This is a genomic window from Kaistia geumhonensis (assembly GCF_030815145.1).
GTDB classification, from domain to species: Bacteria; Pseudomonadota; Alphaproteobacteria; order Rhizobiales; family Kaistiaceae; genus Kaistia; species Kaistia geumhonensis.
In genome coordinates this window covers 182,193-197,738 of sequence record NZ_JAUSWJ010000001.1, presented here as the reverse complement: position 1 = coordinate 197,738, position 15,546 = coordinate 182,193, and the positions used below count along the sequence as shown (strand labels likewise).

Sequence of the window (15,546 nt, the reverse complement as noted above, 5' to 3'; positions counted from 1 at the left end):
ATTCCGAGGAACGTCCTTCCATGGCAACGTCCCATTCCGAACGAAGCGTCCAGCCCTCGCTGGCCAAGAAGCTGACGCGGCGGCTCGAAGTCCGCATGGCGCTGTTGACGCTCGCGATCGCCGCGATCCTGTCGCTGCTGTCGCCCTATTTCCTGACGCATTCCAACGTCTTCAACATGCTCGACCAGTCGGTCGTGATCGGCATCATCTCGGTCGGCATGACCTTCGTGATCCTGACCGGCGGCATCGACCTTTCGGTCGGCTCGGTCGCGGGCCTGACGGGCATCATCCTCGGCCTCGCGCTGCAACAGATGCCGATCGTGCCGGCCATCGGCCTCGCCGTCCTCTGCGGCGCCTTCATCGGCCTCGTGTCGGGCATCCTGATCAACGTCTTCGGACTCGCCGCCTTCGTCGTCACGCTGGGCGTCATGGCCATCGCGCGCAGCCTCGCCTACATCTTCTCGGGCCAGACCGCCATCTCCAACATCCCGGAGGGCATGCAGAACATCGTCTATACGAGCGTTCTCGGCATCCCCACCAATGTCCTGTTCCTGATCGTCCTCTACCTGCTCGCCTGGGCCTATCTCACCTATACCAAGGGCGGGCGGACGATCTACGCGGTCGGCTCCAACAAGGAAGCGGCGCGGGCGGCGGGGCTCAACACGCTCTTCTACTCGATCCTGCCCTATGTCCTGTCGTCGGCGCTGTCGGCGGTTGCGATCACCTTCTCGATCAGCCAGCTGCTCTCGGCCGATCCGCTGATGGGCAACCAGATGGAGCTCGACGCCATCGCCGCGGTCGTGATCGGCGGCGCCAGCCTCTATGGCGGCCGCGGCTCGATGATCGGCACGCTGTTCGGCGTGTTCATCATGGTCATGATCCGCAACGGCCTCAACCTCATGGGCGTCTCGCCCTTCTGGCAGGGCTCGGCCATCGGCACGATCATCATCGTCGCGCTGCTCGTGGAGCGCTTCGTCTCGGCGCGGGTGAGCCGATGACGGCCGCCCCCTCCCTCGCGATCCGCCTGTTCGGCACCGAGGAGCCGGTCGCGCCGCTCCGCATCCTGAAGGCCGGCGCGCTGACGGCCGAGTTCGACGCCGGCAATCTCCGCCACATCCGCTTCGGCGGCGTCGAGATCATCCGCGCGATCTCGTTCATCGTCCGCGACCGCAACTGGGGCACCTACAATCCCTCGCTCGCCAATCTCGTCTTCGACGAGCGGCCGGACGGCTTCACGATCACCTATGACGCACTCGCCGGCGACGGCCAGCAGTCGTTCCGCTTCTCCGCGCGCATCGAGGGCGACAGCGCCGGCCGGCTCGATTTCTCGGCCAGGGGCCATGCCGAGACGGATTTCCTCACCAACCGCACAGGCTTCGTGGTCCTGCATCCGATCGTCGGCGTGTCGGGCCGGCCGGTGACCATCGAGCATGCCGACGGCGTCATCGAGGACGGCCGCTTCCCCGATGTCATCGATCCGGTGCAGCCGATCATGAACATCCGCGCGCTGACGCATGAGGCGGCGCCGGGTGTCTCGGTCACCTGCCGGATGGAGGGCGATGTCTACGAGATGGAGGACCAGCGCAACTGGACCGACGCCTCGTACAAGACCTATGTCCGGCCGCTCGCCCTGCCCTGGCCCTATACGATTGCCAGCGGCGACGGCGTCGAGCAGGCCGTCCGCCTCAGCGTCGACGGAACGGCGCCCGCCGCGACCTCCGGCGCCAGCGCGACGTCGGTCACAATCGGCGAGGTGATCGGCACCGTCCCCCCGCTCGGGCTCGGCCTCGACCCGAGCGAGATTGCCGATACGCTCGCCCGCGCCGACACCCTGCGCTCCGTCGGCGCGAAGGTGCTGGTCGGCTATTACGATCCCGCAAAGGGCCATGACCGCGCGACCCTCGCCGGCATCGCCGAGGTCGCAAAGGCGCTCGGCGCCGAAGCCTGGCTGGAGGCGGTGATCGTCTCCGTCGAAGGCTTCGCGGAGGAACTCGCCGCGCTCGGCCGCACCGTCGCCGAACTCGGATCGCCCTTTTCGACCGTGCTCGTCTCGCCGGCGCCCGATCTCAAATGCACCCTGCCCGGCAGCGTCTGGCCGCCGGCGCCGCCGCCGCGCGCCATGTTCGAAGCCGCGCGGCAGGCCTTCCCCGGCGTGCGGCTCGGCGGCGGCATGTTCAGCCTCTTCACCGAAATGAACCGCAAGCGGCCGCCTGTCGACCTCATCGACATCGTGTCCTTCACGACGACGGCGATGCTGCATGCGGGCGACGACGCCTCGATCGTTGAGGGCCTCGAATCCCTGCCCGCCATCGCGCTTTCGGCCCGGACCATCGCCGGCGAAAAGCCCTATGCCGTCGGCCCGAGCGCCATCGGCATGCGCATGAACCCCTATGGCGAGGCGCCCTTCGCCAATCCGGGCAATATCCGCCAGGCGATGAATTTCAACGATCCGCGCCACCGCGGCCTGCTTGGAGCCGCCTGGGCGCTCGGCTATGTCGCGCGCTTCGCGGAAGGCGGCGCCGAAACGGTCACGCTCGGCGGCACGACGGGCGCTTTCGGTGTCGTGTCGGTTCCGCAGGATTGGCCTCAGCCCTGGTATGAGGGGCGAGGCGGTCTCTTCCCGATATTCCATGTCCTGCGCGGACTTGCCCGTCTCGCCGGCCGCCCGCTTCGGCCGGTCACCGCCTCTCCGGCCATCGAGGGCCTCGCGGCGGATACGCCGGAGGGCGTCGAGCTCTGGCTCGCCAACCGCACGGGCGAAACGCAGACGCTCTCTTTGCCGCGTCCCGCGCGCGATGCCGTCGTGCTCGATGCCGACAGTTTCGTCGCTGCGGCGGCGGATGCCGATGCGCTCGACACCCTCGGCCGTGCATCCGCGACAAGTTCCATCGCGCTCGGCCCCTATGCCGTCGCCCGCCTCCGCCTTTCCTGAAGCAACCGTCCCCCAAGGATCCTTCCCATGCATGTCCTGATCATCGGAGCCGCCGGCATGGTCGGCCGCAAGCTCACCGAGCGGCTGGTGGCCGATGGCGGCCTCGGCGGCAAGGAGATTGCGCGCCTCACGCTCGCCGACATGTTCGAGCCTGCCGCGCCGGCCGGTTTCTCCGGCAAGGTCTCGACCCTCGTTGCCGATCTCTCCGAACCCGGCACCGCCGCGCGGCTGGTCGCCGACCGGCCGGACGTGATCTTCCATCTCGCCGCCATCGTCTCCGGCGAGGCGGAAGCCGATTTCGACAAGGGCTACCGGATCAATCTCGACGGGACGCGCTATCTCTTCGACGCCGTCCGCCTCGAAGGCCAGAAGGCGCCCTATCGCCCGCGCCTCGTCTTCACCTCGTCGATCGCGGTGTTCGGCGCGCCCTTCCCGGACGCCATCGCCGACGACTTCTTCACGACGCCGCTGACGAGCTACGGCGCGCAGAAGGCCATCGGCGAATTGCTGCTGGCCGACTACACCCGGCGCGGCTTCTTCGATGGCGTCGGCATCCGCCTGCCCACGATCTGCATCCGTCCGGGCAAGCCCAACAAGGCCGCGTCCGGCTTCTTCTCCAACATCCTGCGCGAGCCGCTCGCCGGCCAGGAGGCCGTGCTGCCGGTCTCGACCGATGTGCGCCACTGGCATGCCTCGCCCCGCGCCGCGGTCGGCTTCCTGAAGCATGCGGCGACCATCGACGGGGAGACCGTCGGACCGCGCCGCAACCTCACCATGCCGGGCCTCTCGGCGACCGTCGGCGAGCAGATCGAGGCGCTGCGTCGGGTCGCCGGCGAGAAGGCCGTGAAGCTGATCCGTCACGAGGAGGATCCGACCATCGTGCGGATCGTCGCCGGCTGGCCGCGCAACTTTGATCCCGCGCGGGCGCTGTCGCTCGGCTTCAAGGCCGACGCCTCGTTCGACGAGATCATCCGCATCCATATCGACGACGAACTCGGCGGCAAGATCGGGGCCTAAGCCCCGTCGGGAGTCATGCGATGACCGCGAACGCCCATCCCTTCTCGCTTTCCGGCCGCGTCGCCGCCGTCACCGGCGGCGGCAGCGGCATCGGCCTTGCGAGCGCCGAGGCGCTCGCGGCGGCCGGGGCCCGCGTCGCGATCATCGATCGCTCCGAAGTCGCGGCCGAGACGCTGGCGCGGATCGGCGACGGCGCCCTCTCCGTCACCGCCGACGTTTCGGACGAGCCCTCGCTCGAGGCCGCCATCGCGCGGATCGTCGAGGCGTGCGGCGGCCTCGACATCCTGGTCAACAGCGCCGGCACGGCGATCCGCCGGCCCGCCGTCGAACTCGCGCTCGCCGACTGGCAGAAGGTCGTCGACGTCAACATGACCGGCACCTTCCTCGCCTGCCGGATCGCCGCGCGCGCCATGATCGCGAGCGGCCGCGGCGGCGCGATCGTCAATGTCTCGTCGATAATGGGCTTCTCGGGCGGCGGCCTCTACCCGAACATCTCCTATCAGACGACGAAGGGCGCGATCGTCAACCTGACCCGCGCCCTTGCCGTCGAATGGGCGGGCCACGGCATCCGCGTCAACGCCGTCGCACCGACCTATGTCCGCACGCCCTTCATCGCGCCGCTGACCGCCGATCCCGCGCTCGTCGAGAAGATCGAGGCGATGACGCCGATGCGCCGCCTCGCCGATCCCGAGGAAGTCGCCTCGGCGATCCTCTTCCTGGCCGGGCCGGGTGCGTCCATGATCACCGGCCACACGCTGCCCGTCGATGGCGGCTTCCTCGCGCAATAGCGCAAAGCTTCGGAGTTACACATGACCGCAACAGGCAGGATCGCGCTCGTGACGGGCGCCGGAACGGGCATCGGACGGGCCGTCGCGCTCGCGCTTTCCGCCGCCGGCTACAGCCTCGCCGTCACCGGCCGCCGCGTCGAGCCGCTCGAGCAGCTCGCCCGCGAGGCGTCGGGTGAGGTGCTGGTGGCGCCGTCCGACCTGACCGACCCGGCATCGGTCGATGCGCTGTTCGGCGCGGTCAAGGAGCGGTTCGGCCGCCTCGACGTGCTGTTCAACAACGCCGGCGTGAACGCGCCGCCCGTTAACATCGAGGACCTCGCCTTCGAGCAGTGGAAGGCCGTCATCGACACCAATGTCACCGGCGTCTTCCTCTGCACGCGCGCCGCCTTCCGCCTCATGAAGGACCAGTCGCCGCGCGGCGGCCGCATCATCAATAACGGCTCGATCTCCGCCGACCGGCCTCGCCCGAATTCCGCGCCCTACACGGCCTCGAAGCATGCCGTTCTCGGCCTCACCAAGTCGACCGCTCTCGACGGGCGCAAATACGACATCGCCTGCGGCCAGATCGACATCGGCAACACCGAGACGCCGATGGCGGCCAAGATGAAGAGCGGCGTGCTTCAGCCCGACCTCTCGACCAAGATCGAGCCGACCTTCGACGTGCGCCATGTCGCCGATGCGGTCGTTCACATGGCTGGCCTGCCGCTCGATACCAACATCCTGCAGATGACGATCATGGCGACCAAGATGCCGCTGATCGGCCGCGGCTGACCGCGCCGCCGCCGGTCATGTCCGGCGGCGCAGCGCGTCCACCTGCTCGGACGTCAGCGGACGGATGCGGCGGCCTTCCAGCATAAGGTGGAGCTTGGCCGTCTCTTCCAGTTCCTCGGTCGCGTACTGCGCCTCGCGCAGCGTCGCGCCGGAAACGACCGGACCGTGATTGGCGAGAAGGACGGCGCTGTGCGCCTTGGCCTTCTCGCCGACCGCCAGAGCCAGGCTCTCGTCGCCCGGGGGGTAATAGGGGATGAGCGGCAGCGAGCCGACCCGCATCACGTAATAGGCGGTGAGCGGCGGCAGCACGTCCTCGGGATCGACATCGGCGAGGATGCTCACCGCGACCGAATAGGTCGAATGGAGATGCACCACCGCGCCCGCGCCCGGCCGCTCGCAATACATGCAGCGATGCAGGAACGCTTCCTTGGTCGGCTTGTCGCCGTCGATCTGCACGCCCTCGGCCGAGAAGCGCGACAGCCGCGCCGGGTCGAGATCGCCGAGCGACGCGTTGGTCGGCGTCATGAGCAGTTCGCCGTTCGGCAGCCGCGCGCTGATATTGCCCGTCGAGCCGAAGGTCAGCCCCCGCTCGAAGATCGAGGCGCCCACCCGGCAGATCTCGTCCCGAAGTCGCGTTGCGTCGCTCAAGATCGCGGTCATTCGAGGAAGCTCCATGCCTTCAGGAAGAAGTCGTCGGCGCCGAAATTGCCGGATTTGAGCGCCAGCGCCACCGGCTTCGCATCGCCGAGGCTGAGCGTCCACGGCACGCCCGGGTCGATCTCCGGACCGATGGCGAGCGCCGCGACGCCGAGCGCCTGCACGACGGCGCCCGAGGTCTCGCCGCCGGCGACGAGGAAGCGGGTATAGCCCCGGTCGCGCAGGCTCGTGGCGACCGCGGCGAAGAGGTGCTCGACCAGTTCCCCGGCCCGCTCGCGGCCGAGCTTTTCCTGCGCGCGGGCGACCGCCGCCGGCTCGTCGCTCGCATAGACCAGAGCGGGACCTTCGCCTGCCGCCTCGATGAAGGCGAGAACCGTCCCGGCCGTGTCCGTCCCCTCCGCGATCGCGAGCGGATCGACCTTGAGGGCCGGCATGCCTGCGTCGATCGCCGCCGCCACCTGCCGCCGCGTCGCCGCCGAGCAGGATCCCGCGAGAACGACCGGCCGTCCGGCCGGCGCCGCGAGGCGGGCCGGAGCGCCGCTGCCTTCGATCAGCCCCGCGCGGCGGAAATTCGCCGGCAGGCCGATCGCGATGCCCGAGCCGCCGGTAATGAGCGGCAGCCCTGCCGCGGCCTCGCCGATGGCGCGGAGATCGTCATCCTCGATCGCATCGACGATCAGCATGCGCGGCCCCTCGGCCTCCGCCGCGGCGAAGGCGGCGCGGATCGCATCCGGACCCTTGGCGACGGTCTCGCGCGCCACGAGCCCGACCGGAACGGAGGTCTGCGCCTGCAGCACGCGGACGAGATTGGCGTCGCGCATCGGCGTCAGCGGATGATCCTTCATCGGGCTGTCGGAGAGCAGCAGGTCACCGACGAAGAGATGGCCGCGATAGACGGTGCGCTTGTTGGCCGGGAAGGCGGGGCAGGCGATGGTGACCGCCGCGCCGAGTTCACCCATCAGCGCCTCTGCCACCGGCCCGATATTGCCCTCGGCGGTCGAATCGAAGGTCGAGCAATATTTGAAGATGATCTGCCGCGCGCCATGGGCGCGGAGCCACCGTGCGGCCTCCAGCGACAGCGCGACCGCCTCGCCCGCGGGGATGGTGCGCGATTTCAGCGCGACGACCACCGCCTCGGCCTCCCCTGGGTCGAAGGTCGCCGGCGGCGTGCCCACCACCTGCACCGTCTTCATGCCTTCGCGCGCCAGCATGAGGGCGAGATCCGTCGCGCCGGTCAGATCGTCGGCTACAGCGCCGAGCAGCATGGCATTCTCCTCTTCTCAGGCCGTTTCGCCGGCCTCGAGCACATATCCGGTATCGATGATTTCCGGCGCGTCGGGCCGGTCGCCTTGGCCGACCAGCGCCGCGGCGGCGCGTTCGCCGATCAGCATGCGGTTGGTGCGCACCGTCGAGAGCCGAAGCGGCAGCGCGGCGGCGATGTCGAGGCCGTTGAAGCCGAACAGCGCGATGTCGTCGCGCGGCGCGAGCCCCGCGGCGAGGCAATGGAAATAGCCGCCGACGGCCATGTCGTCGTTGGAGAAGACGACCACGTCGGGCCGCGCGCCGCTCGCCATCAGCGCCGCCAGCATCTCGCGACCGGCGAGCGTCGAACTCGGTCCGGCGATGCGGCGTTCGCCGACCAGCGAGAGCCCGCCCTCGGCGAGCGTCTCGACGAGCCCGTCATAGCGCAGGCGCGCGCGGCGATCGCGGTCCCAGTCATGGCCGACATAGGCGAAGCGGCGATAGCCGCGCGCGATCAGGTGGCGCGCGATATCCCGCCCCGCCCGGCGATGCGACAGCCCGACCGCGACATCGATCGGCGCCGTGTCGATGTCCATGATCTCCGCGACGCGGATCCTCCCCGCTATCAGCATTGCCCGCGTCGCGGCGGTATGCTCGAAGCCGGCGAGGATCATCGCCGCCGGTTGCCAGGCGAGCAGCGAGCGGACGACCCGCTCCTCCTCGTCTCGGTCATAATCGGTGACGCCGACGACCGGCTGGTGGCCGCTTGGGGCCAGCGCGGCGTGGATGCCGCGCAGCACGTCGGCAAAGACGATGTTGGAGACCGACGGTAGCACGACGCCGACCAGCGCCGAGCCGGACGAGGCCAGCGCGCCTGCGAGGCGGTTCGGCACATAGCCCGTCTCGGCGACGGCGCGCAGCACGCGCTCGCGCGTCGCCGGAGCGATCGGCCCCTTGTTGCGCACGACGCGGGAGACGGTGATCTCGCTGACGCCCGAGAGCCGAGCGACATCGGCGAGCAGCGCGCGATTGCCCTGATCCCTCCCCTCGCCCGACATGCACGACCTCCTTCGCGCGATGACAGCGCTAACACAAATGGTTTGCATCATCTCGGCGGCTATGGCAAGGGATAATGACAGCGCTGTCATAGCCGCAGGGAGAAAGCCGATGGTCACGCCAGTGGATGTCGCCGTCGTCGGCCTCGGATCGATGGGGCTCGGCATGGCCGGGTCGCTGATCCGCGCCGGGCTCTCCGTCAGGGGCTGCGATCTCTCCGACACCGCCCGCGACCGGCTTCGGGACTTGGGCGGTCATGCCGCTGCGACGCCCGCCGAGGCGGCGCGCGGCGCTTCTGCCCTCCTCGTCGTCGTCGTCAATGCGGCGCAGACCGAGGCGGTACTGTTCGGAGAAAACGGCGCTGCCGCTGCTCTTTCGGCCGGCGCCGTCGTCATCGCCTCGGCTACCATGGCGCCCGCCGATGCGCGCCGGATCGCCGCTCGCGTGGAGGCGACGGGCCTCCACTATCTCGACGCGCCGATCAGCGGCGGCGCCACGCGGGCGGCCAGCGGCGAACTCACCGTCATGGCCTCGGGCTCGCCCGCCGCCTTCGCCGCCGCCGAGCCCGTGCTCGGCGCGATCGCCGCGCGGGTCCATGCGCTCGGAGCGGAAGCCGGCGTCGGCTCCTCTTTCAAGATCGTCAACCAGTTGCTCGCCGGTATCCATATCGCCGCGGCCTGCGAGGCGATGGCCTTCGCGAAGAGCCTCGATCTCGATCTTTCCCGCGTGTTTGAGGTCATCACGCAGTCGGCCGGCAACAGTTGGATGTTCGAGAATCGCGTGCCGCATATCCTTGCGGGCGACTACAGCCCGAAGAGCGCCGTCTCGATCTTCACCAAGGATCTCGGCATCGTCTCGGATATCGGCCGAAGCGGCAGCTTCCCGCTTCCGGTCGCGAGCGCGGCGCTGCAGCTCTTCTTGGCCACGGCGGCCGCCGGCATGGCGCAGGACGACGACGCGTCCGTCGCGCGGCTCTACGCCATGATCGCCGGGCTCGACCTCCCCTCAAAGGCCTGATCTGGAGACCGCCCGATGCCGCGCTTCGCCGCGAACCTCACCATGATGTTCAACGAGCATGCCTTTCTCGACCGGTTCGGGGCGGCGGCCGAAGCCGGCTTCGACGCCGTCGAGTTTCTCTTTCCATACGAGTTTCCGGCCGAGGTGATCGCGGAGAAGCTGACCGGGAATGGCCTGCGGGCCGTGCTCTTCAACATGCCGCCCGGCGACTGGGCCAGGGGAGAGCGCGGCATCGCCGCGCTCGCGGGGCGCGAGGACGAGTTCCGCGCAGGCGTCGAGAAAGCCCTTGTCTATGCGAAGACGCTCGGCGTTCCGCGCCTGCATCTGATGGCCGGCATCGCGAGCCGCGCGGATGGCGCGGCGCTGGCGCGCTATCGCGACGCCCTCGCCTTCGCCGCCGATGCCGTCGGCGCCGAGGGGCTCGATCTCCTGATCGAGCCCCTCAACCGCCGCGACATGCCGGGCTATCTCCTCGACGACTTCGACTTCGCCGCCGGGCTGATCGAGGCACTCGGCCGGCCGAACCTCAAGCTCCAGTTCGACATCTATCACCGGCAGATCCTGCACGGCGACGTGCTGAAGGGGCTCGAGGCCATGATGCCGATCATCGGCCACGTCCAGACCGCATCGGTGCCGCTGCGCAACGAGCCCGGAACGGGCGAGCTCGACGATTTCCGCATCTTCGCGGCCCTCGACGCGCTCGGCTATGGCGGCCATGTCGGCTGCGAATACCGGCCAGCCGCCGGAACGCTGGCCGGCCTCGACTGGCGCCGCCGACTGCCAAGCTGACGGCGGATCGCGTCAGGCCTTGTAGATGGCCTGCATCGCGTCGTGCAGCTTCAGCGCCAGCTCCGAGGATGCATAGCGGTCGGTGACCACCTCGATATAGACGCCGCTCGTCGCCGTCCGCGCCTTGTCCATCGCCGCGTCGAATTCGGCGCAGGTCGTGACGCGGAGCGCGAGCCAGTCCTCGCAGCCCAAGGCATGCGGCAGCTCGGTGTAGTTCCAGGGCGCGAGGTCGTTGTAGGCGATCTCCGGGTCCTTGCAGAGCAGGCGCTCGATCAGATAGCCGTCATTGTTGAGCACGAAGATCACCGGCTTCAGGCCGAGACGCCCGAACTGGCCGATCTCCTGAACAGTGAGCTGGTGCGAACCCTCGCCGGTGACGAGCACGGTGCGCCGGTCGGGCGCCGCCACGGCGGCACCGACGGCGGCCGGCGTCGCCCAGCCGATCGACCCCCACAGCGTCTGGTTCTGGAAATAGGCGCCCTCGGGCAGCCATGCGAAGGCGAGCCCCATCGAGGCCGTGCCCGTTTCCGCGATGACGATGTCGCCCGGTGCAAGGAAGGCGGCCCAGCGCGGATAAAGCGCCGCCGCGTCGATCGGATCGGAACCCGCTCCCTTCACCGGCCCCAGCGATCCCGGCGTCCGGCGCGGCCAGTCGCGATGCGCGAGCCGTGCGGAGAGCGCGTCCAGAAGATCGGCCAGTTCCACGTTCGCATGCGTCTTGCTGCCGATCCGGACATGGTGATGGCCGACGATAATGGTGCGGTCCGGGTCGAGCTTGGCCGTGAACACGCCGCTGTCGAAATCGGTCATCGGCGCGCCGATGTCGATGACGAGGTCGGCACCCTCCACCTGCGCGCGGACCTCCGGCTCGAGCAGCGCGCCGTCATACATGCCGATATAGTTCGGATGGCGCTCGTCGAGCACCGACTTGCCGGAAAACACCGTGGCGAAGGGCAGGCCCGATCCTTCCACCAGTCGCGCAAGCGCATCGGCATGTCCGGCCCGGCCGACCAGCATGCCGGCGACGATGACGGCCGACTTCGCATTGTCGAGCGCGGCGACGATCGCATCGGTCACAGTGGCGAGCGCGGCGGCGTCGCTCGGCGGCATCGGGATCGGCTGCGCGGTGCCGAGCACCGGCTTCAGCGCGAGGTCCGCCGGGAAGCCCATATAGACCGGCCTGCGGTGATAGAGCGCGGCATGGATCAGCCGCTCCGTCTCCTGCGCGACATTCTCCGGCGTCAGCACGGCATGGGCCACGACGACCGGTTCGCTCATGCGGCGAAAGAGATCGAACTCGCCATTGCCGAGCGAGTGATGCACCAGCTTGCGCCCCTTGAGCGTCGCCGTGTTGGGCATGCCCACGAGATGGAAGACCGGCAGATGCTCGGCATAGCAGCCGGCGATGCCGTTGATCGCGCTGAGCTCGCCGACGCCATAGGTCGTGCAGACCGCGCCGACGCCCTTCACGCGCGCATAGCCGTCTGCGGCATAGGCGGCGTTCAACTCGTTCGTGCATCCGATCCAGCGGATATCGGCGGAATTGGCGATCGCATCGTTGACGGGGAACGAATAGTCCCCCGGAACGCCGAAGACATCGTCGATGCCGATGTCCTTGAGGCGCATGAGGACGTGTTCGATCACGGAAAGGGTCACTGCGATCTCCGGGGAGGATGCGAGGAAACGGGCGGCGCGGATGGTGCCAGCCCGCCGCGCCGGCCGGAAGGGCCTTTCTCACCGGCCACGGCATCGCGCGCGGCTATGGCAAACGAGCCGTGCAGCCGCGCTTGCTCACGCCGCGGCGTCGCGATTCTCGGTTCTTTCGCCGACCAGCGCGGCGAGCCGCCTCGCATCGTCTGGAGCGTGCAACTTGTCGGTATTGTCGAAGAAGACGAACACGTCGCGCGGCCGCGCCAGTGCCTCCTTCGCTCCGGCGAATTCCCCGTCGCCCATCGGCCGTCCTTCGGCCCAGGCCGTGACGCGAGCCGCCCATTGCTCGATTGCCGCATCCTCGTAGCGCGAGCGATAGAGCTCCGTGGAGCCGTGAAGCCGGCAATAGGCGAAGTCCGCCGTCAGATCCATCAGACGCGGCCATTTCACGGTGTCGGCGCAGACGAGCGCCACGCCATGAGTACGAAGCAGCTCGATGAATGCGGGATCGCGGAAGCTGTCATGGCGGATCTCCAGCGCATGGCGGAGAGGTCCGGACACCTTTGCCGCCACGCTGGCGCGCCCGCCGACCCGCTGGTCATGCCGGGCGGCGAAGGCCGCCGCGCCGTCCATGTCCTTCGGTAACGTCTCAAGAAACGTGCCGATGATCTTGGGATCGAAAGAGAAGTTCGGCGGCAGCTGCCATAGCAGCACACTAAGTTTGGCCCCGAGCTCCAGAAGGCCCGAGGCAAGGAAATTGGCGAGCGGCGCCTCGATGTCGCGCAGCCGCTTCACATGGGTGATGAAGCGCGAACCCTTCACCGCGAAGACGAAATCCTCCGGCGTCTCCTCCGCCCAGCGGGCGAAGCTCTCGGGCCGCTGCAGCCCATAGAAGGTGCCGTTGATCTCCAGCGCGTTGAACTGTCCGGCCGCGAAGGAAAGCTCGCGCTTCTGCGGCAACCCCTCCGGATAGAAATGTCCCCGCCAGGGCGCATAGGTCCAGCCGGAAACACCGATCCTTGCCGCGCCGCGCCGTCGCTTCATGGGCCTGTCCCTGTCGCTGCCGCCTTCGTCCGTCGGCAGCCGAACCGCGGCGCCGCGGCGAGGTTCCGCTCCGGCCGGTCGCCACCCAGAAGGGGCGGCTGATCCACCGCAATGACGAGCACGGCCAAACCGATCAGACGAGAAGGGAGCAATGGACCGGCTGCCGACAGGTCGGAGCCGGCGAAGCGGAGGCGATGGAATGATCCAGGACTGGCAGGCTCTGATCGAGAACAGGAATGTTGGCGTCCGGACCCTGAGACAGGGTGCGCCGGACGTCATGAAAGCCTTCTCGGAGATGTCGCGCGCCGCCCATGGCGGCACGGCGCTCGACGGCAAGACCAAGGAACTCATAGCGCTTGCGATCAGCGTCGCCGTGCGCTGCCAGCCCTGCATCGCCTATCACACCGAGGGCGCCATCAAGGCCGGCGCGACGCGCGAGGAAATCGCCGAGACCCTGGCCATGGCCGTCTATATGGGCGCCGGCCCGTCCGTCATGTACGCCGCGCAGGCACTGGAAGCCCATGACCAACTGGCGGCAGGGGAATGACCCACCCCTGCCCGCCTCGTCGGAACCGCCACGCGCGGCCTCGCGCCCGGACCGGATGCCCCGTGAAGCGAGCCGGCTTCGCAGGGCCGGACTTCAGGACGGCCGCCCCGTTGTCTTGCCCCCCTTCAGGAACTCGCGGTTGACGCAATTCGTCAGACGGCCCTCGTTCACATAGGCGAGGATGACCTCGACGGCCTTACGCTGCATGTCCTTCATCGCATCGGGGCTGTAGAAGGCGGCGTGCGGCGTCAGGATCAGCCGCCCGTCCAGCCAGCTCTCGCGGCTCGTCCAGGCCTTCACCAGCGGATGATCGGCATCCGCCGGCTCCTTCGGCAGCACATCGAGCCCGGCGCCGGCGACGCGGCCGTCGACCAGCGCCTCGTGCAGCGCGTCGAGGTCGACGATCGGCCCGCGCGCCGTGTTGACGAGGATGAGGCCGGGTTTCGCCGCGGCGAATGCGGCCCTGCCCAGCAGGCCGCGCGTTTCCTCGTTGAGGGGGGCATGAACGCTGACGATATCGCTCGTCGCCATCAGCTCGACGAGGCTGTGCACGCGCTCGTAGCCGACCGACAGCTCCGTGCCGTTTGGCAGATAGGGATCGTAAAACACGACCCGCATGTCGAACGCCGCCGCCCGGCGCGCGGCGGCGAGGCCGATCCTGCCGAGCCCCACGACGCCGAACGTCGCCCCCTTGTGGCGGCGGATCAGCGGCGCCGCGGCGAAGCGCCAGTTCGCAACCGGGTCCCGTCGCAGCACATCGCCATAGGTGGCGGTGCCGCGCGTCAGCGACAGCATCAGGGCGATCGCATGATCGGCGACCTCGGTCGTTCCGTAGTCGGGCACGTTGCAGACAGGCACACCTCGCGCGCCCCACCCCGCGAGGTCGAGATTGTCGTAGCCGACACCCTCGCGCACGACGATGCGGCAGTTTTCGAAATCGGCGATGTCGGCGGGGAGGAGATGCGTGGCCGAACAGTTGATCACGGCATCGGCGGCGCGGCTCCGCTCCGGCGCGATGCGATAGGACGGATCGGTCGGGATCGGGTCGATGTCGAACGTGACCGTCTCGCCGAACAGGCGGGTCAGTTCTTCGCTCTGCGGCGGATACCAATTAACTTTGAAAATACGCATGATTATGTTTCCAAAACCCCTGTGATCAACATTTGCGTCAACAAGATTGTTAACAGTAGGCGATATGCATGAGCAAGAGTCCCTTGGCCCCTCACCTGCAGCGGCGCGAGCGCCGGGTGCTCACCGACGATGTCGCGGACTCGATCCGCGAGGCGATCCTCTCGGGCCGACTGAAGGGCGGAGATCGGCTGATCGAGGACGAACTCGCCGAAAGCCTCAATGTCAGCCGAGGCCCTATCCGCCAGGCGATCTTCCGCCTGGAACAGGAGGGACTGGTCGTTCACGAGACCCATCGTGGCGCGACCGTGGCACGGGTCTCGGTCGAGGACGCCGCGGAAATCTACAGCCTGCGCCGCGCCCTCGAGGCGCTTGCCGTGACCTCGGCCTGCGAGCGGGCGACCGAGGTCGATTTTGCGCCGCTTGAGGCAATTCTGACGCTCTTTCAATCGGTTCCCCGCGCGTCCATGACACGCCGGCGGGTGGCCGAGCTCGATATTGACTTCCATGACGCGCTGTTTCGCGCCGCCCATCACGGCCGCCTCTACCGCGCCTGGGAAGCACTACGCTCGCAGATCTTCGTCTTCCTTCTGCTCCGCGACGGACTGCCGAACGACTACCTCGTCTCCTGGTATCGTGACCACGCGCGCCTGCTCCAGCTCGTCAAGGACCGGGACAAAGCCGCGGCGGCGGCCTGCATCGAGGAGCATATCGGCGGAGCCTACGAGCGCCTGGAGGCACATATGGCGGAGCGCGACACCCTGCAGATCGAGGCCGGCTGAACCGGCGGCGCGAGCTTGACACCCCCGCACTGCTTGATAGCGTCGATTGTTAACAATCAACTGAGGTTGGACTGAGCCGCCCTCACCTTTAGGGTGGGGCGGGCTTACGGCGACGAACCGATAAGT

Annotated in this window: 15 protein-coding genes; 9 read left to right on the top strand and 6 right to left on the bottom strand. The window is 68.5% G+C overall.

The features are described from left to right. Window positions 1-20 precede the first annotated feature (20 nt). The 5 genes from QO015_RS00920 to QO015_RS00900 are packed head-to-tail and all read left to right on the top strand — an operon-like array spanning window position 21 to window position 5,508. On the top strand, window positions 21-998 hold the full coding sequence (locus tag QO015_RS00920) for an ABC transporter permease (protein WP_266282086.1): 978 nt from the start codon (window positions 21-23) through the stop codon (window positions 996-998). After that, window positions 995-2,932, top strand: coding sequence for a D-apionate lactonase family protein (locus QO015_RS00915; RefSeq protein WP_266282087.1), 1,938 nt, complete (start codon window positions 995-997; stop codon window positions 2,930-2,932). Before QO015_RS00920 ends, QO015_RS00915 begins: the two co-directional genes overlap by 4 nt. 27 nt (window positions 2,933-2,959) lie before the next feature. Further along, window positions 2,960-3,949, top strand: a complete 990-nt coding sequence (gene denD / locus QO015_RS00910) for a D-erythronate dehydrogenase (RefSeq protein WP_266282088.1) — start codon at window positions 2,960-2,962, stop codon at window positions 3,947-3,949. Between the two features lie 20 nt (window positions 3,950-3,969). After that, entirely contained in the window at window positions 3,970-4,737 is a 768-nt protein-coding gene (locus tag QO015_RS00905) for an SDR family NAD(P)-dependent oxidoreductase (RefSeq protein ID WP_266282090.1), read from the top strand. 21 nt (window positions 4,738-4,758) lie between these two features. Then, complete coding sequence (locus QO015_RS00900; protein ID WP_266282092.1) at window positions 4,759-5,508, top strand: SDR family oxidoreductase; 750 nt, start codon at window positions 4,759-4,761, stop codon at window positions 5,506-5,508. A gap of 15 nt (window positions 5,509-5,523) precedes the next feature. On the opposite strand, the gene otnC is transcribed toward QO015_RS00900, so the two are convergent. From otnC to QO015_RS00885, 3 genes are read right to left on the bottom strand one after another with little or no spacing between them, the layout of a single operon-like run. Next, on the bottom strand, window positions 5,524-6,168 hold the full coding sequence (otnC, locus tag QO015_RS00895) for a 3-oxo-tetronate 4-phosphate decarboxylase (protein WP_266282093.1): 645 nt from the start codon (window positions 6,166-6,168) through the stop codon (window positions 5,524-5,526). After that, window positions 6,165-7,430 (bottom strand): 3-oxo-tetronate kinase, encoded by a 1,266-nt coding sequence (gene otnK, locus QO015_RS00890; RefSeq protein WP_266282094.1) that lies wholly within the window; start codon window positions 7,428-7,430, stop codon window positions 6,165-6,167. The genes otnC and otnK overlap by 4 nt, the downstream gene beginning before the upstream one ends. 15 nt (window positions 7,431-7,445) lie before the next feature. Continuing rightward, window positions 7,446-8,465, bottom strand: a complete 1,020-nt coding sequence (locus QO015_RS00885; protein ID WP_266282095.1) for a LacI family DNA-binding transcriptional regulator — start codon at window positions 8,463-8,465, stop codon at window positions 7,446-7,448. A 109-nt stretch (window positions 8,466-8,574) separates the two neighbouring features. On the opposite strand from QO015_RS00885, the gene ltnD reads away from it, so the two are divergent. After that, complete coding sequence (gene ltnD / locus QO015_RS00880) at window positions 8,575-9,480, top strand: L-threonate dehydrogenase (RefSeq protein WP_266282096.1); 906 nt, start codon at window positions 8,575-8,577, stop codon at window positions 9,478-9,480. Between the two features lie 15 nt (window positions 9,481-9,495). Continuing rightward, entirely contained in the window at window positions 9,496-10,269 is a 774-nt protein-coding gene (gene otnI, locus QO015_RS00875; RefSeq protein WP_266282097.1) for a 2-oxo-tetronate isomerase, read from the top strand. Window positions 10,270-10,281: 12 nt separating this feature from the next. On the opposite strand, the gene QO015_RS00870 is transcribed toward otnI, so the two are convergent. Together QO015_RS00870 and QO015_RS00865 are read right to left on the bottom strand one after the other, a co-directional pair. Then, window positions 10,282-11,925 (bottom strand): alpha-keto acid decarboxylase family protein, encoded by a 1,644-nt coding sequence (locus QO015_RS00870; protein WP_266282098.1) that lies wholly within the window; start codon window positions 11,923-11,925, stop codon window positions 10,282-10,284. A gap of 135 nt (window positions 11,926-12,060) precedes the next feature. Beyond that, window positions 12,061-12,963, bottom strand: a complete 903-nt coding sequence (locus tag QO015_RS00865) for a DUF72 domain-containing protein (protein ID WP_266282099.1) — start codon at window positions 12,961-12,963, stop codon at window positions 12,061-12,063. Window positions 12,964-13,162: 199 nt separating this feature from the next. Here QO015_RS00865 and QO015_RS00860 point away from each other — a divergent pair, with 199 nt between their 5' ends. Next, window positions 13,163-13,510 (top strand): carboxymuconolactone decarboxylase family protein, encoded by a 348-nt coding sequence (locus QO015_RS00860; protein WP_266282100.1) that lies wholly within the window; start codon window positions 13,163-13,165, stop codon window positions 13,508-13,510. A gap of 93 nt (window positions 13,511-13,603) precedes the next feature. On the opposite strand, the gene QO015_RS00855 is transcribed toward QO015_RS00860, so the two are convergent. Further along, window positions 13,604-14,641 carry a C-terminal binding protein gene (locus QO015_RS00855; RefSeq protein ID WP_266282101.1) on the bottom strand — a complete coding sequence of 346 codons (1,038 nt, stop codon included), beginning with the start codon at window positions 14,639-14,641 and terminating at the stop codon, window positions 13,604-13,606. A gap of 68 nt (window positions 14,642-14,709) precedes the next feature. On the opposite strand from QO015_RS00855, the gene QO015_RS00850 reads away from it, so the two are divergent. After that, entirely contained in the window at window positions 14,710-15,420 is a 711-nt protein-coding gene (locus tag QO015_RS00850; protein WP_266282103.1) for a GntR family transcriptional regulator, read from the top strand. Window positions 15,421-15,546: the final 126 nt, after the last annotated feature.

Excerpts from the sequence above, each read along its gene's own strand:
- QO015_RS00920 (WP_266282086.1), top strand. The coding sequence starts at position 21 with ATGGCAACGTCCCATTCCGAACGAAGCGTCCAGCCCTCGCTGGCCAAG.
- QO015_RS00915 (WP_266282087.1), top strand. The coding sequence starts at position 995 with ATGACGGCCGCCCCCTCCCTCGCGATCCGCCTGTTCGGCACCGAGGAG.
- denD (WP_266282088.1), top strand. The coding sequence starts at position 2,960 with ATGCATGTCCTGATCATCGGAGCCGCCGGCATGGTCGGCCGCAAGCTC.
- QO015_RS00905 (WP_266282090.1), top strand. The coding sequence starts at position 3,970 with ATGACCGCGAACGCCCATCCCTTCTCGCTTTCCGGCCGCGTCGCCGCC.
- QO015_RS00900 (WP_266282092.1), top strand. The coding sequence starts at position 4,759 with ATGACCGCAACAGGCAGGATCGCGCTCGTGACGGGCGCCGGAACGGGC.
- otnC (WP_266282093.1), bottom strand. The coding sequence starts at position 6,168 with ATGACCGCGATCTTGAGCGACGCAACGCGACTTCGGGACGAGATCTGC.
- otnK (WP_266282094.1), bottom strand. The coding sequence starts at position 7,430 with ATGCTGCTCGGCGCTGTAGCCGACGATCTGACCGGCGCGACGGATCTC.
- QO015_RS00885 (WP_266282095.1), bottom strand. The coding sequence starts at position 8,465 with ATGTCGGGCGAGGGGAGGGATCAGGGCAATCGCGCGCTGCTCGCCGAT.
- ltnD (WP_266282096.1), top strand. The coding sequence starts at position 8,575 with ATGGTCACGCCAGTGGATGTCGCCGTCGTCGGCCTCGGATCGATGGGG.
- otnI (WP_266282097.1), top strand. The coding sequence starts at position 9,496 with ATGCCGCGCTTCGCCGCGAACCTCACCATGATGTTCAACGAGCATGCC.
- QO015_RS00865 (WP_266282099.1), bottom strand. The coding sequence starts at position 12,963 with ATGAAGCGACGGCGCGGCGCGGCAAGGATCGGTGTTTCCGGCTGGACC.
- QO015_RS00860 (WP_266282100.1), top strand. The coding sequence starts at position 13,163 with ATGATCCAGGACTGGCAGGCTCTGATCGAGAACAGGAATGTTGGCGTC.
- QO015_RS00855 (WP_266282101.1), bottom strand. The coding sequence starts at position 14,641 with ATGCGTATTTTCAAAGTTAATTGGTATCCGCCGCAGAGCGAAGAACTG.
- QO015_RS00850 (WP_266282103.1), top strand. The coding sequence starts at position 14,710 with ATGAGCAAGAGTCCCTTGGCCCCTCACCTGCAGCGGCGCGAGCGCCGG.